22 protein-coding genes are annotated in these 23,742 nt (G+C 68.0%); 7 read left to right on the forward strand and 15 right to left on the reverse strand.

Annotated features, from left to right (window positions below; genetic code table 11):
• Window positions 1–54: 54 nt before the first annotated feature.
• Entirely contained in the window at window positions 55–636 is a 582-nt protein-coding gene (locus VK92_RS26230; protein ID WP_048025436.1) for a thioredoxin family protein, read from the reverse strand.
• Window positions 637–878: 242 nt separating this feature from the next.
• On the opposite strand from VK92_RS26230, the gene VK92_RS26235 reads away from it, so the two are divergent.
• Together VK92_RS26235 and VK92_RS26240 are read left to right on the forward strand one after the other, a co-directional pair.
• Complete coding sequence (locus VK92_RS26235) at window positions 879–1,619, forward strand: response regulator (RefSeq protein WP_021161177.1); 741 nt, start codon at window positions 879–881, stop codon at window positions 1,617–1,619.
• Window positions 1,616–2,944, forward strand: coding sequence for an ATP-binding protein (locus VK92_RS26240; protein ID WP_048025437.1), 1,329 nt, complete (start codon window positions 1,616–1,618; stop codon window positions 2,942–2,944). Before VK92_RS26235 ends, VK92_RS26240 begins: the two co-directional genes overlap by 4 nt.
• Here the strand turns inward: VK92_RS26240 and VK92_RS26245 are convergent.
• The 5 genes from VK92_RS26245 to VK92_RS26265 form a co-directional block, all read right to left on the reverse strand.
• A complete protein-coding gene (locus VK92_RS26245) occupies window positions 2,922–3,143 on the reverse strand; it encodes a hypothetical protein (RefSeq protein WP_048025438.1) in 222 nt (73 codons plus the stop codon). The two genes, VK92_RS26240 and VK92_RS26245, sit on opposite strands and share 23 nt — an antisense overlap.
• Window positions 3,094–3,705 carry an alpha/beta fold hydrolase gene (locus tag VK92_RS26250; RefSeq protein ID WP_048025439.1) on the reverse strand — a complete coding sequence of 204 codons (612 nt, stop codon included), beginning with the start codon at window positions 3,703–3,705 and terminating at the stop codon, window positions 3,094–3,096. The genes VK92_RS26245 and VK92_RS26250 overlap by 50 nt, the downstream gene beginning before the upstream one ends.
• Before the next feature lie 53 nt (window positions 3,706–3,758).
• On the reverse strand, window positions 3,759–4,493 hold the full coding sequence (locus VK92_RS26255) for a metallophosphoesterase family protein (protein WP_048025440.1): 735 nt from the start codon (window positions 4,491–4,493) through the stop codon (window positions 3,759–3,761).
• A 233-nt stretch (window positions 4,494–4,726) separates the two neighbouring features.
• A complete protein-coding gene (locus VK92_RS26260; RefSeq protein WP_048025441.1) occupies window positions 4,727–5,263 on the reverse strand; it encodes a GNAT family N-acetyltransferase in 537 nt (178 codons plus the stop codon).
• Window positions 5,264–5,275: 12 nt separating this feature from the next.
• Window positions 5,276–5,908, reverse strand: coding sequence for a LysE family translocator (locus VK92_RS26265; RefSeq protein WP_021161182.1), 633 nt, complete (start codon window positions 5,906–5,908; stop codon window positions 5,276–5,278).
• Window positions 5,909–6,213: 305 nt separating this feature from the next.
• Here VK92_RS26265 and VK92_RS26270 point away from each other — a divergent pair, with 305 nt between their 5' ends.
• From VK92_RS26270 to VK92_RS26280, 3 genes are all read left to right on the forward strand, one after another.
• Window positions 6,214–7,407 carry a porin gene (locus tag VK92_RS26270; RefSeq protein ID WP_048025442.1) on the forward strand — a complete coding sequence of 398 codons (1,194 nt, stop codon included), beginning with the start codon at window positions 6,214–6,216 and terminating at the stop codon, window positions 7,405–7,407.
• Window positions 7,408–7,507: 100 nt separating this feature from the next.
• Window positions 7,508–7,939: a GFA family protein gene (locus VK92_RS26275; protein WP_048025443.1), complete on the forward strand. Its 432-nt coding sequence runs from the start codon at window positions 7,508–7,510 to the stop codon at window positions 7,937–7,939.
• Between the two features lie 467 nt (window positions 7,940–8,406).
• Window positions 8,407–10,329 (forward strand): SMP-30/gluconolactonase/LRE family protein, encoded by a 1,923-nt coding sequence (locus VK92_RS26280; protein ID WP_021161188.1) that lies wholly within the window; start codon window positions 8,407–8,409, stop codon window positions 10,327–10,329.
• A gap of 52 nt (window positions 10,330–10,381) precedes the next feature.
• On the opposite strand, the gene VK92_RS26285 is transcribed toward VK92_RS26280, so the two are convergent.
• The 4 genes from VK92_RS26285 to tetH are packed head-to-tail and all read right to left on the reverse strand — an operon-like array spanning window position 10,382 to window position 13,928.
• The gene (locus VK92_RS26285; RefSeq protein WP_048025444.1) at window positions 10,382–11,320 is read right to left on the reverse strand and encodes a c-type cytochrome; all 939 of its coding nucleotides are present in this window, start codon (window positions 11,318–11,320) and stop codon (window positions 10,382–10,384) included.
• The gene (locus tag VK92_RS26290; RefSeq protein WP_048025445.1) at window positions 11,317–12,003 is read right to left on the reverse strand and encodes a c-type cytochrome; all 687 of its coding nucleotides are present in this window, start codon (window positions 12,001–12,003) and stop codon (window positions 11,317–11,319) included. The genes VK92_RS26285 and VK92_RS26290 overlap by 4 nt, the downstream gene beginning before the upstream one ends.
• Window positions 12,004–12,063: 60 nt before the next feature.
• A complete protein-coding gene (locus tag VK92_RS26295; RefSeq protein WP_048025468.1) occupies window positions 12,064–13,128 on the reverse strand; it encodes a molybdate ABC transporter substrate-binding protein in 1,065 nt (354 codons plus the stop codon).
• An 8-nt stretch (window positions 13,129–13,136) separates the two neighbouring features.
• Window positions 13,137–13,928 (reverse strand): thiosulfate dehydrogenase, encoded by a 792-nt coding sequence (gene tetH / locus VK92_RS26300; protein ID WP_048025446.1) that lies wholly within the window; start codon window positions 13,926–13,928, stop codon window positions 13,137–13,139.
• A gap of 390 nt (window positions 13,929–14,318) precedes the next feature.
• Between tetH and VK92_RS26305 the strand changes: the two genes are divergently transcribed.
• Window positions 14,319–15,194 (forward strand): LysR family transcriptional regulator, encoded by an 876-nt coding sequence (locus VK92_RS26305; protein WP_048025447.1) that lies wholly within the window; start codon window positions 14,319–14,321, stop codon window positions 15,192–15,194.
• Window positions 15,195–15,227: 33 nt separating this feature from the next.
• Here the strand turns inward: VK92_RS26305 and VK92_RS26310 are convergent, their stop codons facing one another.
• Complete coding sequence (locus VK92_RS26310; RefSeq protein ID WP_048025448.1) at window positions 15,228–16,430, reverse strand: multidrug effflux MFS transporter; 1,203 nt, start codon at window positions 16,428–16,430, stop codon at window positions 15,228–15,230.
• Between the two features lie 494 nt (window positions 16,431–16,924).
• Window positions 16,925–19,093 carry a TonB-dependent siderophore receptor gene (locus tag VK92_RS26315; RefSeq protein ID WP_048025449.1) on the reverse strand — a complete coding sequence of 723 codons (2,169 nt, stop codon included), beginning with the start codon at window positions 19,091–19,093 and terminating at the stop codon, window positions 16,925–16,927.
• Between the two features lie 398 nt (window positions 19,094–19,491).
• On the opposite strand from VK92_RS26315, the gene VK92_RS26320 reads away from it, so the two are divergent.
• Window positions 19,492–19,935, forward strand: a complete 444-nt coding sequence (locus VK92_RS26320; RefSeq protein ID WP_021163009.1) for a hypothetical protein — start codon at window positions 19,492–19,494, stop codon at window positions 19,933–19,935.
• Window positions 19,936–19,957: 22 nt separating this feature from the next.
• Here VK92_RS26320 and VK92_RS26325 read toward each other — a convergent pair whose 3' ends face one another.
• From VK92_RS26325 to VK92_RS26335, 3 genes are all read right to left on the reverse strand, one after another.
• The gene (locus VK92_RS26325; RefSeq protein WP_048025450.1) at window positions 19,958–21,070 is read right to left on the reverse strand and encodes a porin; all 1,113 of its coding nucleotides are present in this window, start codon (window positions 21,068–21,070) and stop codon (window positions 19,958–19,960) included.
• Window positions 21,071–21,171: 101 nt separating this feature from the next.
• A complete protein-coding gene (locus VK92_RS26330; protein ID WP_048025451.1) occupies window positions 21,172–22,515 on the reverse strand; it encodes an MFS transporter in 1,344 nt (447 codons plus the stop codon).
• Window positions 22,516–22,669: 154 nt separating this feature from the next.
• On the reverse strand, window positions 22,670–23,725 hold the full coding sequence (locus VK92_RS26335) for an aromatic ring-hydroxylating dioxygenase subunit alpha (RefSeq protein ID WP_048025452.1): 1,056 nt from the start codon (window positions 23,723–23,725) through the stop codon (window positions 22,670–22,672).
• Window positions 23,726–23,742: the final 17 nt, after the last annotated feature.

Below are 23,742 nucleotides of genomic sequence, written 5' to 3' on the forward strand. Positions count from 1 at the left end.
CCGTGACCCCGGCGGCGCGCTCGGGCGAGTGCCACGCCCGCGCACCGGCGCCCGTCATTGCGTGCGCGTCGCGCCCTTCGTGCCTTCTCCCGCCTGCGCGAGCGCATCGCGAATCGCGGCCTCGGTCTTGTCGTACGCGCCTTCGCCATAGCGCGTATAGACGACCTTTCCGCTCGCGTCGATCAGGTAGAGCGCGGGCCAGTACTGGTTGCCGTACGCGCGCCACGTGTCGTAGCGGTTGTCCTGCGCGACCGGATAGCGGATGCCGAAGCGCCTGATCGCATCGGCGACGTTGCCCGCGTCGCGCTCGAACGGATACTCGGGCGTATGCACGCCGACCACCACGAGCCCCTGGTCGCGATACTTGCGGTCCCACTCCTTCACGTACGGAATCGTATGAATGCAGTTGATGCACGAGTACGTCCAGAAATCGACGAGCACGACCTTGCCGCGCAACTGGCCGAGCGTCAGCGGCGCGCTGTTGTGCCAGCGGTCGATGCCCGTGAAAACGGGTGCCGCCGTCCCGGCCTGCGAGGCCGGCATGCTCGCCTCGTCGCGGGTGCCGGCGAACGCGGCGAGCCCGGCCGTGGCGGCGAGGGCGATGACGAGGGCGGCGGTCTTGAGTCGGGGCAGCATGGCGTTCTCCTGAGCGGGAGGCCGCCGCTCGGAGGCGGCGGCCGGACGGGTTTCGACAGGCCCCATTAGGCGGCGCCGACGTATCTGCGATGTGTCCGGCAAGCCGCGCGTGTGCAATGTTGTGTGTCGTCACGGCGGCGCGATACATTGGGATACAAACGCGTGCCCGCCGTGCGGTATAAAAGCGGACATCGCCTGCCTCGACTCATCGAATCATCGATACCTCGATACCGAAACGACCCATGGACAAGATCGACCACGTGCTGATCGTCGACGACGATCGCGCGATCCGCGAACTGATCGCGGATTATCTGGAGAAGAACGGCATGCGCGTATCGCTGGCCGCGAACGGCCGCGAGATGCGCAACGTGCTGGACGACGGCGCGCCCGACCTGATCGTGCTCGACCTGATGATGCCGGGCGAGGACGGCCTCACGCTGTGCCGCGACCTGCGCGCGGGCAAGTTCCGGACGGTGCCCGTGCTGATGCTGACCGCACGCGGCGAGGAAACCGACCGCATCATCGGCCTCGAGATGGGCGCCGACGACTACCTCGCCAAGCCGTTCGCGGTGCGCGAACTGCTCGCGCGGATCCGCTCGGTGCTGCGGCGCGCACGCATGCTGCCGCCCGGCATGCAGGTGACGGAAACGGCCGCGATGCTCGCGTTCGGCGAATGGCGTCTCGACACGACCGGACGCCACCTGCTCGATACCGACGGCACGCTGGTCGCGCTGAGCGGCGCCGAATACCGGCTCTTGCGCGTGTTCCTCGACAACCCGCAGCGCGTGCTGACGCGCGACCAGTTGCTCAATCTCACGCAGGGGCGGCAGTCCGACCCGTTCGACCGGTCGATCGACCTGCTCGTGAGCCGGCTGCGCCAGCGCCTGCGCGACGGCGCACGCGAGCCGCGCTACATCAAGACGCTGCGCAACGAGGGCTATGTGTTCTCGTCGGCCGTGACCGCCGTCGACGGTACGCCATGAGCGCGCGCACGTTGACGATGTGGCATTGGCCGCGCTCGCTGTTCGCGCGGCTCGCGCTGATCCTGTGCGTGGGCCTCGCGCTCGCGCAGACGCTGTCGTTCTGGCTCACGGTGACCGAGCGCGACCAGGCGACCACCAACCTGATGATGGGCTACATCGAGCGCGAGGTCGCCAGCTCGGTCGCGCTGCTCGACCACCTGCCGCCGGCCGAGCGGGCCGCCTGGCTGCCACGCCTCGCGCGGCGCAGCTATGCGTTCATCCTCGGGCCCGGCGAGACCGGCACGCCGCCGGAAGCGCGGCTGTCGGCGCGCGTCGAGCGGTCGATTTCCGACGGCATCGGCGGCGACTATCCACTGACCGCGAACGCGATCCCCGGCGACCGCGAACATCTGCAGGTGCATCTGCGCCTGACCGACGGGTCGCCGCTCACGATCGACATCCATCCGATGTCGACGGTGCCGCTGTCGGGCTGGCTGCCGGTCGTGCTCCTGCTGCAGCTCGCGGTGCTGGCCGCGTGCTGCTGGCTCGCGGTGCGGCTCGCGACGCGGCCGCTCAAGCAGCTCGCGCAGGCCGCCGATGCGCTCGGCCCCGACCTGAAGGGCGAGCGGCTGAACGAGGACGGGCCGTCGGAAGTCGCGCGCGCCGCCCGGGCGTTCAACGCGATGCAGGACCGCATCGCGCAGTACATGGCCGAGCGCATGCAGATCCTCGCGTCGATCTCGCACGACCTGCAGACGCCGATCACGCGAATGCGCTTGCGGGTCGACGTGATGGACGACGACACGCAGGGCGCGAAGCTGCGCCAGGACCTGCTCGAGATGGAGCATCTGGTGAAGGAGGGCGTGGCGTATGCGCGGACGCTGCACGGCACCGAGGAGGCCGCGCGCCGCATCGATCTCGATGCGCTGCTCGACAGCATCGTGTGCGATTACACGGATGCGGGGCAGGACGTCGCGTTGCACAGCCGCGCGCCGCTCGCGCTCGTCACGCGGCCGAAGGCGCTGCGCCGCATCGTCGGCAACCTCGTCGACAACGCGCTGAAGTTCGCGGGCGCGGCAGAGATCGACGTGCACGCCGCGCCGGACGGCGGCGCGGTGATCGCCGTGCTCGACCGCGGGCCCGGCATTCCGGACGATCAGCTCGACGCGGTGTTCGAGCCGTTCCGGCGCGTGGAGACGTCGCGCAACCGGGAGACGGGCGGCACAGGGCTCGGCCTCGCGATCGCGCGGCAACTCGCGCTTGCGATGGGCGGCACGCTCACGCTGAACAACCGGGCGGACGGCGGCGGGCTGGAGGCGCGACTCACGCTGCGCAATGCGGGGTGATGGGGGCGGCGCGTGAGCCGCGGGGTTTCAGGTTCGTGCCGAAGCCGTAGCGGAAACTGACGCCGAAGCCGAAGCCGAAGCCGAAGCCGACGCCGAAGCCGACGCCGAAGCCGACGCCGAAGCCGAAGCCGACGCCGAAGCGCGCGACATCACACGCGCCGCAAATGCGCGTCGACGAGCGGCGCGAGCGTCGCCGCATGCACGGCCGCGAGATCGTGCCGGCCGCCCGGCACGACATGCAGCTGCGCGTCGGGCAGCCGTTCGAGCAGGCGCCGGCCGGCCGCGACGGGGCTGAGCGGATCGTCGTCGCCCCACAGCAGCAGTGTCGGTTGCGCGATGCGGCCGATTTCCCGCGACAGGTCGGCACGGAACGTCAGGAACCAGTCGGGCAGTTGCGGGTTGGCTTGCGCGAACCCGGCCCGCCAGTCCTGCGCGCCGAGCCCTTCCATGTCGAGCCCGCCGGACGTGACCGTCAGTACGAGGTGCGTGACCAGGCCGGGCTTGTCGAGCGCCGCGCGCATCGCGATCACGCCGCCCATCGATTGCGCGATCACGGCGGTCGGCCGGTCGATCGTTTCCAGGACATGACGCACGAGGCTGTCGAAGTCGTCGACGGCCGGATCGCGCGGCGTGTCGCCGAAACCCGGATAGCCGACGATCCGGCGCTCGGCCGGGTGCGTCAGGCTGCCGGCGAGCGGTTGCCAGAAGGCGGTGCTGCCCGATGCACCGGGCAGGAAGAGCAGTTGCGACGGAACGGGCATGGTGGCGCGGTTTTCCTGTGAATGAAGTAACAGCAGGTGGCGGGCAGCGCGTGTCAGCACCGGCCGGTGCGCAGCGCGACGGTCCAGTCGTCGCGCCCGCGCGATGCCGCGGTGGCGGCCGCCGTGTGCCAGTCGTATTCGACCGCATGAAATTCGACGTTCCAGCCGGCCGCCGTGCGCGACACCATCGCGTAGCGCGCATGCGGCGACCCCGTCTCGATGCGGTGCGGGTGCGGCAGGTCGTCCGCGTACGCCTGCAGCCCGACGCTGCCCGGGTTGACGATCAGCCGGCCGTCGTCGAGTCTGGCCGTACGCGGGATGTGCGTGTGGCCGCACAGGATCAGCGATGCCGGTTCGTCGCCCGCGCGTTGCACGATTTCCGCGGGCGTCGCCGCGCGGCAGCCGTCGGGCGTGACGGTTTCGAGGAAATAGGCGAGGTCGCTGCCGGGCGTGCCGTGCACCATCAACACGTCGCCGTCGAGCGTCGTGCGCTCGGGCAGCGCGGCGATCCATGCGAGATGGTCGGCGCGCAGCGTGTCGTGCGCCCAGCGATCCGACAGTCGCATCGACTCGCGATCGCCGCCGAGCAGTTGCCGTTCGTGATTGCCCTTGATGGTCGGCAGGTCGAGCGCGATCAGGCGGTCGGCCGTTTCGGGCGGATGGAGTGCTCCCGACAGGATGTCGCCGAGATTGACGATCACGTCGGCGCCGCGGCGGCGGACGTCGTCGAGCACCGCGTCGAGCGCGGCGAGGTTGCCGTGGATGTCGGACAGCGCGGCGATTTTCATGGTGGATCGTCGGGGAAGGGAACGGCGATTGTCGCCAATTCGGCTCGGGTCGTCCAATGGCTTGCGCATGTATGCATGCATGTATGCATACATGCGATGCCGCAAGCCGCAAGCCGCAAGCCGCAAGCCGCAAGCCGCAAGCCGCAAGCCGCAAGCCGCAAGCCGCAAGCCGCAAGCCGCAAGCCGCAAGCGGCAAGCCGCAAGCGGTTTGGCGTGAAGCTGCAGATGTCGCGTCAGTCGGTCGCGAGGCGCGCGTACATCGCGAAATCGCCCGGTGTGCCGCGCACCATCCTGTACGCGCGCAACAGCCCTTCGTAGCGGTAGCCGCACTTCTGCAGCACGCGCGCGGAGCCCGCGTTGCTGGTCAGCACCACGCCCTGCACGCGCATGAAGCCGCCGTCCGCGAAGGCCCATGCGGTGACGGCCGCGCACAGCGCGCTCGCGATTCCGCGTCCCCAGTGCGACGGCGCGAGATCGTAAGCGATCTCGGCCGAGCGGTTCGCGGTGGAGACGGTATGGAGGCCGATCGTCCCGGCGAGCGCGCCCGATGCGTCGTCGATCACGGCGAGACGCCGGATCGAATCGGGGTCGGTCGATTCGATGGCGTCGAACAGCGGCAGCAGATCGTCGGGCGAGCGCAGGTTCCAGCTCGTGTGGCGGAAGACGTCAGGGTTCGACAGGTACGCGTACCACGCGTCGAGGTCGGCGCGTTCGAGCTGGCGGAGCGACAGGCCCGGCAAGCAGGAGCGGGGCGGTGCGGCGATTTTCATCGGTGTCCGCCCCTACGCCGCATGACGCCGGTACAACGCCAGCGACCCGGCGAGCGCGAGCAGCATCGCGCCGCACGTGCGTTCGAGCCACAGCGCGCCCGCGCGCTTCAGCAGCCGCACCGCGCGTGCGCCGAGCAGCGCATAGCCGAACATCACCGCGCCGTCGAGCAGCGCGAAGGTGACCGCGAGCGCGACGTATTGCGGCGCGAGCGGCGCGGACGGATCGAGGAACTGCGGCAGGAACGCGGAGAAGAACAGGTAGCCCTTCGGGTTCGTCACCGCCGTGAGGAAACTCTTCGCGAAGATCGACGCGTTGCGCCCGGATACCGCTTCACCGTGCGCGGCGGCGACGTCGAGCGAACCCTTCGACATCAGCAGCCGGATGCCGACGTACGCGAGGTAGGCGGCGCCGAGCCACTTCACGACCGAGAACCAGAATGCCGACGCCATCAGCAGCGCGCCGAGGCCGAGCGCGACCGCGACGATCAGCACGAAATCGGACAGCATCGCGCCCGCGAAGCCGTAGGCCGCGCGTCGCACGCCGTAGCGCGAGCCGTTGGTCAGCGCGAGCAGCACGGTCGGGCCGGGTGTCGCGATGCCGACGAAGGCGACGGCGGCGAAGACCAGCAGGGTCGTTTCATGCATGACGGAACTCCCGAGGGAAGGGGCGCGCTCGATTATCGGCTGCGCCCGCCCGGGCTGTACAGGGACGGCGCGCCGCGCACACGGCCGCCCGATCGACTATCTCGATTTTGGCAATAAACTTTTTTCATTATTCCGCTTCAGATTGAAACCGGTTCCATCTACCATGGCGGCCGCAGCGGGCATGCCCGCCGCGTCGTCGCGCGCGGACGATGCCGGCCTCGCACCGCCGGCGGATCTCGCCGCCCGCGCGCTACTCGCAACTGACAGCCAGAACAACGGGTTCACCGCCCGGAGACACGACAATCATGAACAAGCAACTGATCGCGGCCCCGCTGCTGCTCTCGCTCGCGGGCGTCGCCGCCGCGCAAAGCTCCGTCACGCTGTACGGCATCGTCGACGCGGGCGTGACCTATCGCAGCAACGAACGGGTCGGCTCCACGGGCGCGTACACCGGCCATTCGAACGTCGGGCTCACGACCGGCAACCTGTCCGGCAGCCGCTGGGGCATCAAGGGTTCCGAGGATCTGGGCGGCGGGATGCGCGCGCTGTTCGTCCTCGAGAACGGTTTCGACATCACGAACGGCACGTCGGGCCAGGGTGGCCGCCAGTTCGGCCGCCAGGCGTTCGTCGGCCTCGGCAGCGACCGCTACGGCACGGTCACGCTCGGCCGCCAGTACACGTCGCTCGACGACTTCGTGAGCCCGGTCGGCCCGTCGTCGTTCATCGGCGGCTTCGGCGCACACCCGGGCGATATCGACGACCTCGACCAGACGGCGCGCGTCGACAGCTCGATCAAGTACACGAGCGCCAACTACTCGGGCTTCACGTTCGGCGCGCTGTACGGTTTCGGCAGCCAGCCGGGCAGCATGAAGCAGCGCAACACGTGGAGCGTCGGCGCGGCCTACGCGGCGGGCCCGCTGCGCGTCGGCGTCGGCTACGAGCGCTCGGACAACAGCAAGACGGGCGCGACCGACCCGACGGCCGGCAAGTGGCAGAGCACCGACGACGGGCTGTTCAACTCGTCGATCAACGAAGGTTATGCGAGCGCGCAGTCGCAGCAGATCATCGCGACCGGCGCGACCTACGATTTCGGGCCGGCCGTCGTCGGGGTGAACTACAGCAACGTGCAGTACCGCAGCGGCGACCAGTCGCGGTTCACGGGCCACGCGACGTTCAACGTCGCGGGCGTGTTCACGCGCTGGAACGTGCGCCCGCAGACGCAACTGTTCGCGGGCTACAGCTACACGCGCGGCAGCGATGTCGATGGCGTGGACGACCGCGCGCAGTATCACAACGTCACGCTCGGCGCCACCTACGACCTGTCGAAGCGCACCAGCGTGTACCTGCTCGGCGCGTACCAGCACGCATCGGGCATGACGCTCGACGCGCTCGGCCGGCCGGTGGCCGCGACCGCGTCGGTGTCCGACAAGGCGAACGGCCACTCGTCCGATTCGCGGTCGCAGGCCATCGTCAGCCTCGGCCTGCGCCAGAAGTTCTGACGCGCAGCGATCGTTGCGCCCGCAACGTTGCGCGCAGCCGATGCGGGCGACGTTGCAGGCATGCCCCTATACTGTCGCCTCCGTTCTTCGAGGAGACGACATGACCCGAACGTATTCCGCGAGTTGCCTGTGCGGAACCGTCACCGTGACGTTGCGCGGCGAGCCGGCGGCGCGCGCGAACTGCCATTGCGCGACCTGCCGCGATTTCTACGGCACGCCGGTGCTGTCCGCGACCGCGTGGCCGCCGGAGCAGGTGGCCGTCGAGGGCGGCCATGCGACGTTCCCGCATCCGGCGAAGTCGATGTCGCGCACGTATTGCGCGTCCTGCGGCGAGATCGTGTGCGGCACCAACCGGTTCGGCATGCGCGTCGTACCGAACAGCCTGGCCGCGCGTGCGCACGGCGGGCAACTGCCCGGCGACCTGCAGCCGACGATGCACCTGTTCTACCGGCACCGCGTGATCGACGTCGTGGACGCGCTGCCGAAATTTCTCGACGGCTGGGACGGCCCGACGCTCGACGACGCGAACTGAACGATCGCGGCTGCGCGCCGGCACGGCCGGCGCGCGGTTCTCTCCGCCGTATCCCGCTTTCTCCTTTCTCCCTTCCTCCCGCCGCATGCCGCATGCCGCTGCGCTGAATCGCGCCGACGCGATCGAGCCGGATAATATTTTTTCCCTTTCATTTCAATTTCGATTTGTAATCATCGAGCCCATTTCCGGGGAATGAAAAAGGCAATGCGTGAATTTCAGAAAAAATGACGTATTTGCATTGGGCAATCCGGAAGAAAATGCCGGGGAAAAGCGCCGAAGCCGTGCGGCCGGCAAGCCGTTGCGGCGTGGTGGGCGGGTTTGACCATCGTTGACGGAAAAGCGCCGGACGGCAAAAAGAATGGCGTGAATAATTCGTGAGGAAGGCGAATGCGCTTTAGCCGGAATCACCAATATTTCATGCGCCGCGATTTACAGTGTCGACAATTGAACGTTCGGGAGCATTATTCATGTCAATGAAACAAATTCGGGCGGCATTGCTGGGAATGTGCATGGCGATGCTGGCGCCGGCGAGTCACGCGCAGGTGTCGTACTCGACCGACTGGCTCGCGAACACGTACGGCACGCTGGCCCAGCACGTGGGCAATGCCGCGCGCTCGATGTGGGTCGCCCCCGAGGGCGTGATCTACACGGCGTCGCGCTGGGACGAGAACGCGGGCGGTGTCGCGCTCTACCAGAACGGCCAGCCGATGGGCACGATCGGCATCCACGACGAATTCCAGGGCGGCGCGATCACCGGCAACGCGACGTCGATCTTCGTCGCGCTCGGCTACAACCGCAACTTCGGCAGCGGCTCGGTGGGCCGCTACAACCGCGGCACGAACCAGCGCGACCTGCGTATCCCGGTCAGCACGTGGACGGGCCTGCCGAATCCGGACGTGATCACCGGCCTCGCGACGGCCGGCAACCTGCTGTATGCGAGCGATTTCTACGGCAACCGCGTGCGCGTCTATACGACCGACGGCGTCTGGCAGCGCGACATCGGCGTGACCGGGCCCGGTGCGCTGGCGCTCGATGCGGCGGGCAACCTGTGGGTGGCGCGCATGAGTGCGGGCGTGGTCGTGCAGTACAGCGCGACCGGCACGCTGATGAACACGATCCAGATGGCGGCCGGCGCACGGCCGTCGGCGCTGTATTTCGACGCGTCGACGGGGCAGTTGCTGGTGGGCGACCAGGGCCCGGACATGAACATCAAGCTCTACAGCCTCGCCGGGCTGCCGCAGCAGGTCGGCACGTTCGGCGTGCAGGGCGGTTATCTCGACACGACATCGGGCATCAAGGGGCAGGTCGGCGACAAGCGCTTCACGCGCGTGGTCGGCATCGGCAAGGATGCCGGCGGCAACCTGTACGTGCTCAACAATGCGTGGGGCGGGGGCTGGGATCTCGGGCGCAACGGCAGCACCGACCTGCATTCATACGGCCCGACGGGCACGCTGCAATGGAAGCTGCAGGCGCTGAACTTCGAGGCGATCGCCGCGCCCGACCCGGCGACCGACGGCGCGTTCTTCTATAGCGGCAACAACGTGTACACGGGCTCGGCCGGCGGCACGTTCGTCGCGAACACGGTCGATCCGTTCAGCTATCCGAAGGACCCGCGCCTCGACATGAACGACTACCAGCGCGGCCAGCACTTCGGCCAGCTCGTGACGGTCGGCGGCAACCGGATCCTCGTCGCATCGGGCCAGAACCCCGGCAACTTCAACTTCTACTACTTCACGCCGGCGACCGGCTATATCGCGAATCCGGCCGGCTCGCTGCCGGGCAAGCCGTTCAACACGACGCTGCAGGTCACGGCCGGTTTCGACATCGACGGCAACGGCGACGTGTGGGCCGGGTTGAACGGCTCCAACGTGATTACCCGCTACCCGATGACGGGCTTCGACGCGACCGGCAAGCCGTCGTGGGGCAAGCCGACGACGACGGCCGTGCCGGGCACCGTGGCGCCTGTCACGCGCATCATCTACCAGGCGGACAGCGACACGATGATCCTCGCGCAGGGCCTCGCCGGCAACTGGGACTGGACCGCGATGAACGGGCATATCGAGGTCTATCACGGCTGGAAGAACGGCAACACGAGCGCGCCGAACCCGGTGATCAACCTGACGAGCGCAAACCCGAAATCGATCGCGGCGGCCGGCCACTACCTGTTCGTCGGCTACGTGCACACCGTGCCGAACGTCGACGTGTTCGATCTCAACACGGGCGCCCTCGTCACGACGCTGACCAACTCGAACACGTCGGCGATGGATGTCGGCAACGACGTCGACTCGATGTACGGGATCCGCGCGTACCTGCGCTCGACCGGCGAATACGTGATCACGAAGGACAACTACAACGGCACCAGCATGATCGTGTATCGCTGGCGTCCGTGAACGCGCGGGCCGGGCAGGCCGCGCGGCCTGCCCGGCCTGCCCGGCGCCCGCGTCACGGCGCGCCGAGCACGCGGCCGTTCACGCTGAGCCCGTACATCGAATCGGGCGAGTCGTGGAATTTCGCGCGCGTGTCGTGCACCGAGCCCGTGAAGCGCGGGTCCTGCGGACGTTCGTGGCTGTCCATGAAGGTCGCGACGTCCCACGCCTCCTGATCGGTCAGCGTGCCGCCGAGCCCGAGCGGCATGTTGGCCTTGATGAAGCCGGCCGCATTGCGGATGTCGCCCATCCCCGCGCCCCAGTTGAACGAACGCGCGCCCCACAGCGCCGGGAAGACCGCCTTGCCGCCGCTCGACTGCCCCTGGCCGTCCGCACCGTGGCACAGCGCGCAGTGCTGCGTGTAGACGGCGGCGCCGCGCGCATAGTCGGCCTTCTGCGCGGGCGGCGGCAGTTTCAGGAAACCCTGCCCCGGCAGCTTCATGCCGACCGGCGCGCCCTTCGCGAGCCAGTACGAATAGGTTTCGAGCGCGACGAGAATCGGGTCGCCGGCCGGCGGCGCCTTGCCGTTCATGCTGTAGCGGAAGCATCCCTGCAGGCGCTCGGCGAACGTGTTCACGTGGCCGTTCTTGCTGCGGTACGCCGGATACAGCAGGTACGCGGCCCACATCGGGCTCGAGTCGGGCCGACGGCCCGCGTCGAGGTGGCAGCTCGCGCAGGTCAGCTTGTTGCCGACGTACTTGCCCGCGAACTCGGGCGTGTGCAGGAAGATCTGCTCGCCGAGCTTCACGGTCTTGCCGAACTCGTCGGCGGGGATCGCGGATTCGGCGGGCGGCGCGAATGGCCTGGCGGCCGCCGCAACGGCGGAAGGCGCGGATGCGGAAGCGTTGGCCGGTGGTGCATCCTGCGGTGCGGCCGCGAACGCGAGCGCGGGCATCCAGGCCGCGCCGAGGAGTGCCGCGCGGGTGCGGCGGATCAGCGTCGTGCGGTCGATCATCGCTTGTCTCCCTGCGCGGCGCCGCCGCGCGCGTAGTAGGCGGCCACCGCGTCGATGTCGGCGTCGGACAGCTTGCCGGCGATCGCCGGCATCAGCGCCATCGGCCCCGGCGGGCGCGTGCCGTGTTTCCAGCCGTTCAACTGGCCGGCGATATAGGCGGCGGGCTGGCCCGCGAGCGGCGGAAACGCGCTGCCCACGCCGAGGCCGCCGGGGCCGTGACACTGGGCGCATGCGGGCAGGCCTTGCGACCAGCGTCCGCGCGTCGCGAGCCACGCGCCGGTGTTCGCCGGATCGATCGACGTGTCGTCGGCGGCGACGATGCCGGCCGCCGCGGGCAGGCTCGCGAAGTACGCGGATACCGCATCGCGCTCGTGCGGCGTCAGCAGTTTCGAGAGCGGCTGCATGACGGGATTCTGGCGGCTGCCGTCCGCGAACGCGGCAAGCTGCGCGGACAGATACGCGGCGCTCGTGCCCGCGAGGCGCGGGAAGCCGGCCGCCGCGTTGCCTTCGCCCTGGCTGCCGTGACAGCCGATGCAGGCGGCGACGCCCGTCGTCGAACCCTGTGTCGCGAGCGTCTTGCCGAGCGCTGCGTCGTCCGCGCGCGCGTGGCCGCCCAGCAGCGTCGCCGCGGCGAGCAGCAGCGGCGCGAACCGGCGTCGCGGTGTGTGCACCGTATCGTTCACGTGTCCCCTCCTTGTTGTAGGCCGCGAGCGCGCCGCCGGGCAGCCGGCGCGGCCGCGCGGTCAGCCCGCGTCGGGCTGCTTCTCCTGCTGCGCCGGCGCGAGGTGCTGCGGCGGTGTCGCCGCATCGTATCGGCCGAAACCGTAGCGCTGGAAGATTCCGAACGCTTCCGGCGACCGGATGAACGCGAGCCATGCGCGCGCGGCTTCCGGATGCGGCGCGTCCTTCACCATCGCGCCCGCATAGATCGCAGTCGTATTCTGCTCGGCCGGAATGTCGATGTGCATCAGCGGATGCCCGACCTGTTCCTGGAACGCCGCCTCGGATTGCCACAGCACGCCCGCGTCCGCGCGCCCCTGCATCAGGAACAGCGCGGTTTCCCGATGGTGGATGTGCGTGAGCTCGGTCGTGCCGGCGCGCACCTTGTCGTCGTAGACGGTACGCGCGAGCGCGTCGCCGCCGGCCTTCACGAGCGATGCGCGGATCTGCCGCGCGACGCCCTCGAATGCCGGATTGGGCATCGCAAGCTGCACGTCGGGCCGCGCGAGGTCGTTTAGCGACGCGATGCGCTTCGGATTGCCGGCGCGCACCATGATCGTCAGCTGGTTCGTCACGTAGGGCACGGCCGGGCCGGCGAGCGTGCCGTCCGCGATCAAGCCGTCGATCTTGCCGAGCCCCGCGAAATACGCGTCGGGCTTGACCGTCCACGTCATGTTGCCGACGGTGATCGTGCCGCCCGCATGGATCTGCTTCACGAGCAGGCCGGGCGGGATCGTCTCCCAGTAGATGCGGCCGCGGTACTCGGGATGGTCTTCCTCGAACTTCGCGACGAGCGGCGCCATCGCGAAGAAATAGTTGCCGCCGACGAACAGCACGAGCTTCGGCGCGGTGAGGTCGCCGTGGAAATCGGCGAGCACGTCGACCTGCGGCACCGTGAATTCGAGGCCGCGATGCGTCGCGTCGTTGTTGCGGCCGTCCTGCCAGGGCGGGAAGACGTTCGCGGCGGGGCCGGTCGGCGCGGCGAGCGACAGCGCCGATGCGCAGCAGAGCCAGGCGGCCAGCACGGCGCGCAGCGTGCGCCGACGGCGCGGCAACGGTGACGGCGGTTGCAGGGGGATCGATGTCATCGCGGTGCTCATTTTGCGTACGTGAAGCCGGCCTGCTGCAGTTCGGGCAGCGTGCCGACCGCGCCCGGCGTGACGACTGCCGACGGGATCACATGGTTGGTCAGGTCGGCCGCGAGCGCGTCGAGCGGCAGCTTGTCGGGATTCGCGTTCGCGCCGTCGAGCCGCTCCGCGAGTTCCCAGATCGCGTTGTGGCACGACAGGAACACGACGCCGCGCTGCTGCAGCGCGGCGATGCTGTTGTCGTGCGACGAGAATGCGCCGTCGGGCGACTCGTGGTCTTGCGCGCCCTTCGATTGTGCGGGTTTCGCGTCGAGCAGCGTGTTGGCCGGAAAGGCGGCGCCGGCGAATTTCGCGAGGCCGTATTTGTCCCACGCGGCCTGGTCGAACAGTGCGAGATGCGCGCTGCCGTGCGTGGCCGATACGACGAGGAAATCCGGATGGCGATACGACCAGATCTGCGCGTTCAGCGAATTGCGCATCAGGTTCAGCCACGGGCCGCCGAGCTCGGTGTTGTCCCATACCTGCTTCGGGCCGCCGCGGTAGCCGGCCAGTTCGGCGAGCGCCGCATGATCCCACTGGTCGGGGCGTTCGAGGATCATCGGCACCGTCTTGAAGTCGCGCCGCCGCGGCGCGGCCGCGAGGCGGCGCGTGAGGTCGGCGAGGTGCGTGGCGCCGCCGGGCAGCAGCGCGCCGGTTTCGGGCGCGGCGGCGCGAGCGGGGCGCGCGGCGGCGAGCAGCGCGGTGCCGGCTGCGAGGCCGAGTGTCTTGAGCGCGCCTCGGCGCGCGTGCCGGTCGGACATGGGGTATCTCCCGGAATCGTTTTTGTGGGGGCATGCCGCGTTGCGGTACGGCGCTGCGGCGTCGCGAATGCGTAGCCAGTCTAGCGGCGCGCGTCCGGTACGGAAAATCGCGGTATCGGATGGGAGATATTCGAGAGGCTGATGATTGGGCGGCCGGCGTTGGGGCGATCGGTGAAACGACCATCGGTTCGGTCATTGCACCCGGCTTCGGTCGGCGAGCCCGTCGTTCAGGGGTTTCCTGCGGACGGTTCCGGTTTCGGTTTTGATCGGCGAATCGATCTTCCTGTTGATACGGATAGCTTATTATCTGGAACGGGATGAACTGGATCGACTTGTATAATCGCCTCCTGCAAATTCACACATGCCTGACCGAGAGAGAGAACGTTACTCATGAATTGGGACGATGCCCGCGTTTTTCTGGCCGTTCATCGCACCGGAACGCTGCGCGAGGCCGCGGCCGTTCTCGATGTCGACCAGGCCACCGTGGGGCGACGGTTGACCGCACTCGAGAAGGCGCTCGGTGCGAAGCTGTTTCTCAAGACATCGTCCGGTTATGTCGTGACGCCGGTCGGCGAGCTTTCGCTGCACGCTGCGGAAGCAATGGAGCAGGCGGCGTGCGAATTCGAGCGTCGCGTCCAGGGCTCGGACGATCGCCTCGAAGGCGAGGTCCGGGTGACGACGACCGATTCCCTCGCGATGGATTTCGTCGTTCCCGCGATACGGGAGCTGCGCCGGAAATGTCCGGCGATACACGTGATCCTGACGACGTCCGTGCAGGTGCTCAACCTGACGCGACGCGATGCGGATCTCGCGATTCGCACCGTGATGCCGGAAAATCCCGACCTCGTGCGCCGGAAGCTCGCCGAATGGGAGGTCGGGCTGTTCGCGAGCCGCGAGTATCTGGATGCGCATGGCGAGCCCGCGATCGGAGCCGCCTTCGAAGGGCATGACCTGGTCGTCTACCAGCCCGGCACGACGTCGAACCAGGGGAACGCGCTGTGCGGCGAGTCGATGGAGCGCGGGCGCATCGTGGCGCAGGTGAGTTCGAGCCTGATGCTGGCGGCGTCGATCCGGTCGGGTATCGGCATCGGCGAACTCCCCGCGTATATGGCGCAAGACGACGATTCGCTCGTGCGAATCTGGCCCGACCGGACGCGAGCCGCGCCGTATCAGGTCTGGCTCGTATCGCATACCGACCTGAACCGGACGGCGCGCGTTCGGGCGGTCACCGCAGAGATCGCGGCTACGTTCGACCGTTATCGATAGCGGCCGGGGCCCCGCCCGCGCAGGGCCACGGGCTCAACGGGGTAGCGTGTCGCGCATCGAGAGCGTGCGGCGCGCGGCACACCAGCGCGGCACGATCGCGATGGCCGCGACGATCGCGAAGAACGGGATGGCCGCCGCCAGCACGTGGCTTCCGGTGCCGAGCAGGCCGCCGGACACGGTGGCGGCGAGCGACGCACTGCCGATCTGGAAGAAGCCGACCAGCCCCGACGCCGTCGCCGCGCGCCCGTGTTCGCTCGCGATGGCGCCCGAGACCGCGAGCGACAGCGACGATCCATTCGACAGGCTGACGAGCACCATCGGCATCACGATCGCGACGACCCCTTTGACATGCCACGATTCGCACAGGGCGAACGCCATGCCGCCGGCAACGAAGCAGCCCACGCCGGCCACGACGATCGAGTCGTAGGACATCCGGTCGAGCATGCGGCGCGCAACCAGGTTGGCGGAAACGATGCCGGCGGTCAGCGGCAGATAGAGCCAGCCGCTTTGCCGTTCCGAAAGACCGAGGCCGGAGAAGATGAACGGCGACTGCGTCAGGTAGACGAACCACGCGCAATAGATCGCACACACGACGAGCGTGTAGCGGATGAAGGCCCGGTCCGCGAGTACGCCGGTGAAGCCGGCCAGCGGTGCGGCGCGATGTTGGCCCGGCGCGACGGGCGGCCGGGTTTCCTTCAGGAGCAACTGAACGAGCGCGAGTGCGACGACGCCGAATGCGGCGACGAAAATGAAATCGCTTCGCCACCCGAACGCCGCAGCCAGATATCCGCCGATTGCGGGGGCGATTGCCGGAGACAGCGACACGAGCGGATAGACGATGCTGTAGATCTTCGCGGATGCGTTCTTGTCGCAGGTGTCGGCGATGATCGCGCGACCGATGACGAGGCCGGACGCCGCGCCGAGCGCTTCGAGCACGCGCCATCCGAGAAAGCTCGCGAAGCCGCCGGCGCTTGCGCAACCGATCGAGCCGAGGATGTACAGGACGATGCCGGCCGTCAGCACGGGTTTGCGTCCCCATCGATCGGAGAGGGGGCCGTAGGCCAGCTGCGCGCAGGCGAGCGCGATCAGGTAAGCCGATACCGTCTGCGGCATCTGCCATGCGCCGATCGAAAACTCGTGGGCCATCGACGGCATCGCGGGCAGGTAGACGTCGGACGCGATCAGGCCGAAGGCGCTGAGCATGGAGACGACGAGGATGAGTGAGAGGTTGGACATGTTCGCAGGTGGTTGGAGCGGAGCGCGAGCGCGAATGGAGACGTAGACGCGCATCGGGCCGCCGTGGAGAAAAGCCGGGGCGATCATACGGCGCGCGGTGCGGTTCGGGAGCGGGCGGAATTGCATCGCTCGGATGCATTTTTGCGGGCGGAGAAGCGAGTGCCGGGGAGGTGTGTAGATGGCGGCGTCGGGTGCCGCGCGGGACGGCAGTCAAGCGGAATCCGGCGCTGGTGTGGGCGGCAAGCAACGGGGTGATTCGCTGTCGATCCTGCTTCGCCGGCGGATCGGACGATGTTCCGTCGCCGCGTCGTCGGTGGTTGTCCGGCACAGCGCGCGCGGATTCGCGGTGACCGCTTGCGAAGCGGCAAGGATGCATCACCGGGGCAAGGAGCGAGCCGCTACGCGTCGCGAGCGGCTGCGACTACGGCCGTGGTGCATGGGCCGCGCGTTCGGGCTGGCCCATGCACGCATCGGGCGATCGGAACGTCAGGCCATCAGAACGACACCGTCGTCGTCAGCGTGACGAGCCGCGGCTCGCCGACCGCGACGATCAGGTTGTTGTTGCTCGACGGGTAGTAGGTCTTGTCGAGCAGGTTTTTCACGTTGAGCTGGAAGCGTGTCGGGAACTTGCCGATCGTCGTTTCGTAGGCTGCGAAGGCATCGACGGTCACATAGCCGGGCAGCGTGAAGCTGTTCGCCGTGTCGCCGGAGCGTGCGCCGACGAGACGCGCGCCGCCGCCGAAGCGCCAGCGGCCGGGCAGATTCGCGATGGCCGTGTCGTACACGGCGAACAGGCTCCCGGTGTGGCGCGCGACGTTCGTGAGCGGGGTGTTGCTGTCGCGATCGGTCGCGTTCGTATACGCGTAGCTGCCGATCACGCTCAGGTGGCGCGTGATCTGCCCGGCGACGTCGAGCTCGATCCCGCGCGAGCGCGCGGTGCCGATCGTCGACGTGATGTCGCCGACCGTGACCGCGACGTTGCGCTTGTCGATCTGGTAGACCGCGAGCGTGCCGGTGATCGCGGGCTTCAGGCTGAACTTCAGCCCGGCCTCGAGCACGCGGCCGTATTCCGGCGCGAGCGGCGCGGCGACGTTCGATGCGACGTTCGGCTTGAACGACCGGCTCACGTTCGCGTAGGCGGTCAGCGCCGGCGTGAGCGCGTATGCGAGCCCGAACTGCGGCAGCCAGACGCTGCCGCGCGAGCGGTCGGCGAACACGAACGGCCGGCCCATCCCCGATTCCTGCTGCCAGTTTTCCCAGCGCAGCCCGCCTACCGCGGTGAGGCGGTCGGTGATCTTCACCGAGTCCTGCACGATCGTCGAATACGCATGCACGACCGAGCGCGAATCGCTTTGCTTCGCGTTGGGCGTGCCGCCCGCCGCGAGCAGGCCGTACACGGGATCGTAGAGATTGAAGCCCGTCGTGGCCTTGCCGCGGATCGTGTCGCCGCGGAAGCTGCGCTGCCGCTCGTATTCGCCGCCGATGTAGATCGCGTGGTTCATCCCGGCGAGCGTCACGTTGCCGAGCAGGCCGAGCGTCGCGATCTGGTCGGAGTCGTTGCGGCCGAGGTTCGCGTCGGACGAGCGCGTCATTGCGCCCGTCTTGCTGTTGAACGAGTTGCCGCGGGTGATGGTTTGGTCGTAGCGGTCGCGGCCCCAGCCGTAGGTCGCGCGCACGCGCCATGCGTCGGAGAAGCGGTGCTCGATGCGCGTCCGCAGCGTTTCCTGGATGCCGCTGCTTTGCGACCATGCTTCCTCGTAGCGGCGATAGCGCAACGCATCGTCGAGCTGGCCGTTCACGAGCACGGTGCCGCGATCGAACGGCATCGTGTAGTCGACGTACTGATAGCTGACGTCGATCGACGTGTTCGCGTCGTGCCACGACAGCGCGGGTGCGATCAACGCGTTGCGTTCGCGGCCGAAGCTGCGCCAGTAGCGGCTCGTGTCGTATTCGCCGGTCAGCCGGAACGCGAGCGTGCCGCCCGCGACCTGGCCGGGGTTGCCGAGCGGGCCCGTGAGATCGAACTGCGCGTTGCTGCCGCCGTGGTTCGTGCGCGATGCGGAGATCGAGCCGCCGAACGTGTCTTCCGGCTTGCGCGTGACGAGGTTGATCACGCCGCCCGGATCCTGCATCCCGTACAGCAGCGAAGCCGGGCCCTTCAGCACCTCGGCGCGGTCGATCGTCGCGAGATAGCTGTGCAGCACCGGCGTGCGTACGCCGTCGACCAGCACGGAGCCGTCGTTGTTCGATCCGAAGCCGCGCTTGATGAACGCGTCGCGCGTGCCGCCGAGCGTGTTGGTTTGCGTCACGCCGCTGATGTTGCCGAGCACGTCGTCGAGCGAACGCGCCTGCTGGTCCTGCATCACGCTGCTGCTGACCACCGCGACCGATTGCGGAATCTCTTTCAACGGACGGTCGCTGCCGCCCGCGATGCTGCTGGTGCGCGGCTGGTAGCCGATGGTCGGGTCGACGGTCGACGATGCGTTGACGTTGATGGCGGGGAGTTCTTTCCCGGCCGGCGTCGCGGGTACCGATGCGGTTGCACCGGCTTCCGCGTTGGCCGCATGCGCGCCGCTTGCGACGCAAAGGGTAATCAGGGCAGGCAGGCTCGAGCGCCACGGACGCAGGGTCCGGACGCGGCGGGGCGTTCGACGGGATGGCATGAATCGATACAGGAGGGAGTGCTAAGGATCGTGTCGCGGGCCGCGGCGTTTCGTTACGGCCAAGGCGTGCATGATATATGTAATGAGAATCATTTGCAATTGTAATGACATGATTGCCGGCGCCCGGGTGTCGGTTGCCGGGCTGGCGGCCGTCTGCTACCGTAGCGGCCAAAATCAGACGCAGTGAAATTCAACGAGAGAACCGGGGGCCGCACCATGTCATCTTCCTGTCACGTCGCGTTCCGTGCGACGCCACGCACCGCGCACGACCACGCGGGCGATGAAGTGATCGCAGCCGTCATCCGCCATTCGAACGATTAAAGCAACGGAAGCGAATTCATCCGGCGTTGCGCCGGGCTTCAATCACTTCAACCACCACACTAGACGGGAGACCACCCATGAAGAAGATTTCCGCGCCGTTCGCGGCGGCCGCGCTTGCGGCCTGCGCGCTGCTGGCAGGCATTCACCAGGCTGCTTGCGCGGCTTCCGATGCCGACGCGATCGACGCGCACTACGGCGCCGTGATCGAGGCCTACACGCAGGACGTGGCCGCCGCGAAGGCGAAGTACGACGGCAAGCGCCTCACGTTCGTCGGCGCCGTGATCCGGATGGGCAGCGATCCGGGCGGCACCTACTTCGGCGCGCTGACGGCCGACGGCGAGCAGTTCGATACGCATTTCGACGTGGCCGACCAGGATGCGCTGAAGCCGAAATTCCCCGGCGGCGAAATCAAGCCGTTCGTCACGTCGGCGGCTTTCCGCTTCAGCTGTGTGAACGAAGGCTATATCGATGCGCCCGTGTTGCCGGGCCTGAAGCTGGCCCACTGCCGTCTCGCCAACTGACCGGCGCACGGGCGTCCGGCGTTCAGAACTTCTGCTGGATGCCGGCCATCACGCCGAGCTGGTTCATCCCGGTGCCGACCGTCCCGCCCGCGGCGACCGCGTTCGCGGCCAGCGTGCTGTTGAACATGTAGCCCACCGACGTATAGACGGTCGTCCGCTTCGACAGGAAATAGTTCGCGCGGCCGACGAGCAGCGTCGCGTTCGTGCCGCCTTCGCTGTTTTCCCGGCGTTGCAGGTAGCGGACGCCCTGAAGGTCGAGCGCGAGGTAGGGCGTCGCGTAGTACGTGCCGCCGGCGAACACGATATCGGCCTGCAGGTGCTCGGCTGCCGCGAGGTTGCGGCGAATCCAGCCGGCGCCCAGTTTCGCGGGGCCGATCTTCACGTAGCCGGCGACGATGTCGCGCGTGTCGGTGTAGGCCGGATTGTTCAGCGGCGCGAGCGCACCGCCGCCGCCGCGCATCACGTCGTGCGACGCGGCGAGCCCGAAATTGCTCGCGTCGTACGCGAGCATCGCCGTGTATTGGCGGCAAGCGACGAAGTCGCCGGGCACCTGTCCGGCACAGCCAGTCGCCGACGGCCCTGCCGGCCCGGCCGCGTCGCGGCCGAAGCTGTAGGTGGCGCCGAGCGTTACACCGTGGAACGTGCCCTTGTAGCCGATCGCATTGTCGCTGCGCGCGTTCGGCAGATAGGAATCGAAATCCGCCATCGAGTGAATCGACGGGCCGATCACGTCCGCATTGGTCAGCACGATCATCGACATGTTCATCTGGCGGCCGAGGGTCAGCGCGCCGAGCGGACTGTTCACGCCCACGTTCGCCTGTCGCCCGAACAGGCGCCCGCCGTAGTTCAGTGCGCCCGTGCCGGGCTGGAAGCCGTTCTCGAGCACGAAGAAAGCCTGGTAGCCGCCGCCGAGATCCTCCGTGCCCCTCAGCCCCCAGCGTGACGGCACTTCGCCGGTCAGTGTCGGCATACCCGTGAACGATCCGCCATGTGCGGCGTTGTTGTAGTAGGACACGCCGGTATCGATGATCCCGTACAGCGTCACGCTGCTTTGTGCGCAGGCCGGTCCGGCCAGCGCCAGCGTCAGTGCCATCGCCGTCGCCGTCGCGAGTGCGGCGCCCAGTTTCGTTTTCATGGCTGTCTCCAAACAGTATGTAGATATGCTTATCGATATTCTTATGACCCGAGCCGATCCGGGATGCCGACGGGTATCGGCAAGGCTGCGTGCGTCGTGCGTTACGACATCGCCGGGTCGCGTTGCCTGTGCGGTGCCGCGGCACGCGTACCCACCACGGCGACGGCGATCGCCGCGCCGATCATCGGCACGAGGAACGCGAGATACAGATGGGACACGGACCAGCCGTCGTCCAGCAGCGCACCGACCGTCATCGGCGACAGGATCGCGCCGAGGCGGCCGATGCCGACCGCGAGGCCGATGCCGGTCGTGCGGATTTCGGCGGGATACGGTGTCGGCGACAGCGCATACATGCCGGCCACGCACGCATTGATCACGGCGCCGAGGAATACCCCGACCGTCATCCCGATCCCGAGCGAGCCGGTGTTTGCGCCGAACACGACCATCAGCGCGCCGCCGAGCAGCAGCGTCGCGCCGAGCAGGTTGCGGAGGCCGAACCGCGTCGACAGCAGGCTGAAGAGCGATGCGCCCGCAATGCCGCCGAGATTGAGCAGCACGCCACCGGTGACCCCCTGCGATGCCGACAACCCGGCCTGAACCAGCAGCTTCGGTGTCCAGCTCACGACGAAGTAGAAGCTGCCCATCACGAGAAAGAATGCGATCCACAGTGCGATCGTGCGGCGCGTCAGCGGCGCGCGCAGCACGGCCGTCCAGCTCGACGCGGCGTTCGCCGAGTCGATGGCGGCAGTCGCCGCGGGCAGCATGTCGATCGGCGCGCGCTTCATTCTCGCGAGGATGCGGTTGATTTTCTGCAGCGCGTTGTCCGGACGCCTTGCCAGCAGGAAGTCGAGCGATTCCGGCAGCAATGCGAGCACCATCGGGATCGCCAGCAAGGTCAGGATGCCGCCGAACGCGAATACGCTGCGCCATCCCCACGTCGACAGCAGGTAGCCGGCGATGACGCCGCCGCCGGTCGCGCCGATCGCGTAGCCGGTCGACTGCATGCCGATCGCGGCGCTGCGCCATTTGCTCGATGCGTACTCGCCGCTGATGACGGTCAGGCTCGCCAGCATGCCGCCGATGCCGAGCCCCGTGTACGCACGCGCGACGGCGAGTTGAATCGTGCTGTGCGTGGCCGCGCAGGCGAGCATCCCGGTCGAGATCACGGCGAGGCAGAGCAGGATGATGCGGCGGCGGCCGACGCGGTCGGCGAGCGGCGCGATCAGCACCGAGCCGATGCCCATGCCGGCGAGCCCGGCGCTCAGCAGCAGGCCGATTTCCTTGCCGCTCAGTTTCCACTCGGCCGCCAGGTGCGGCGCGGCGAACGCGATGGCCAGCACGTCGAAGCCGTCGAGCATGTTCAGCACGACGCAGGCGGTGACCGCCATCGTCTGGAACGTGCTCATCGGGGATTCGTCGATCGTATTGCGGATGTTTGCGCTCACGTCAAAGATCCTTGTAAATAGTATGACTAATTAAATGGGATGAAATCGAAGCCGGTGTTGGCGAATGGGGCGAAAGCGATTGAACGGGCCGACGGGACACCCTGCAGAGCGCCCGTCGCGACCGGCGGGTGTTGTCGGCGGGGCGGCGCGATGCTCAAGCGGGTTCGAGCAGCAGCCGCTCGATCACGCGCCGCGCACGATTGGGGCCCGCGTCGACGTGAATGTCGATCTGGCGGCCGCCCGGAAACCGCAGCTGGTTCCGGTATTGCGCTTCGATCACGGCCTTGTCCTCGTCGAACGTCGCCGCGGATTGCTCGATGACCGTTTGCGCGACGCGCTCGATGTCGTGTTGCGGATTGGTCGCGACGGTCCAGAAGTAGTGCGTCGTCGTTTCCGTCTCGGGCGTGATGCCGTGGAAGCCGCGCATGTGAAAGCCGCCGCGTGCCGGATCGTGCAGGTCGCCGGTGCCGGCGTCCATCGCGCCGGTCCAGATCCGGATGTGCGACACGTGGAATTCGATTTCCTGCCAGCGATCGACGCGGCCTGCGAACGGCCACGCAGCGGTATAGGTTGGCGGCGGGTCGGAATCCGGCATCCGGCGAACCAGCGTCACGGTATCGCCGTCGCTGCTGACGCGGGTTTCCGCACCCATGTGCAGCGCCGCGTTGCCGCCGATCGTTTTCAGATGGACATAACCGAGGTGGCTCAGGTCCATCAGGTTGTCGTGAATCAGTTGATACGGTGCGTCGTAGTGGTAGTGGCCGCCGCCGAACCGGTATTGCGGATCGGCATGGAACGCATAGCGTGGCGGCGCGCTCGTCGGTCGAGCGTGCGCGTCGGCGCCGATCCAGATCCACACGATGGCGTCCTGTTCCCGTACCGGATACGACGACACGCACGCCTTCGCCGGAATCCGGTCCTGGCCGGGAATCTCCACGCACGTGCCGTCGCGGTCGAACAGCAGGCCGTGATAGCCGCAGCGCAGGCCGCGCGATTCGAGCGAGCCGCACGACAACGGCAGCGACTTGTGGCAGCAGCGATCCTCCAGTGCGCCGACTTCCCCGGACGGCAACCGGAACAGGACGACCGGGCGGCCGAGGAGCGTGCGGGCGACGGGTTTGTCCGTCAGCTCGGATGACAGCGCGGCGACCCACCATCGGTCGGCCGGGAACTGAGTAGTACTGAGCGGTGCCGGGGCATGTTGCTCCATTGATCGTCTCCAGTATT

The organism is Burkholderia sp. LK4, assembly GCF_001043615.1.
Classification (GTDB): Bacteria; Pseudomonadota; Gammaproteobacteria; order Burkholderiales; family Burkholderiaceae; genus Burkholderia; species Burkholderia cepacia.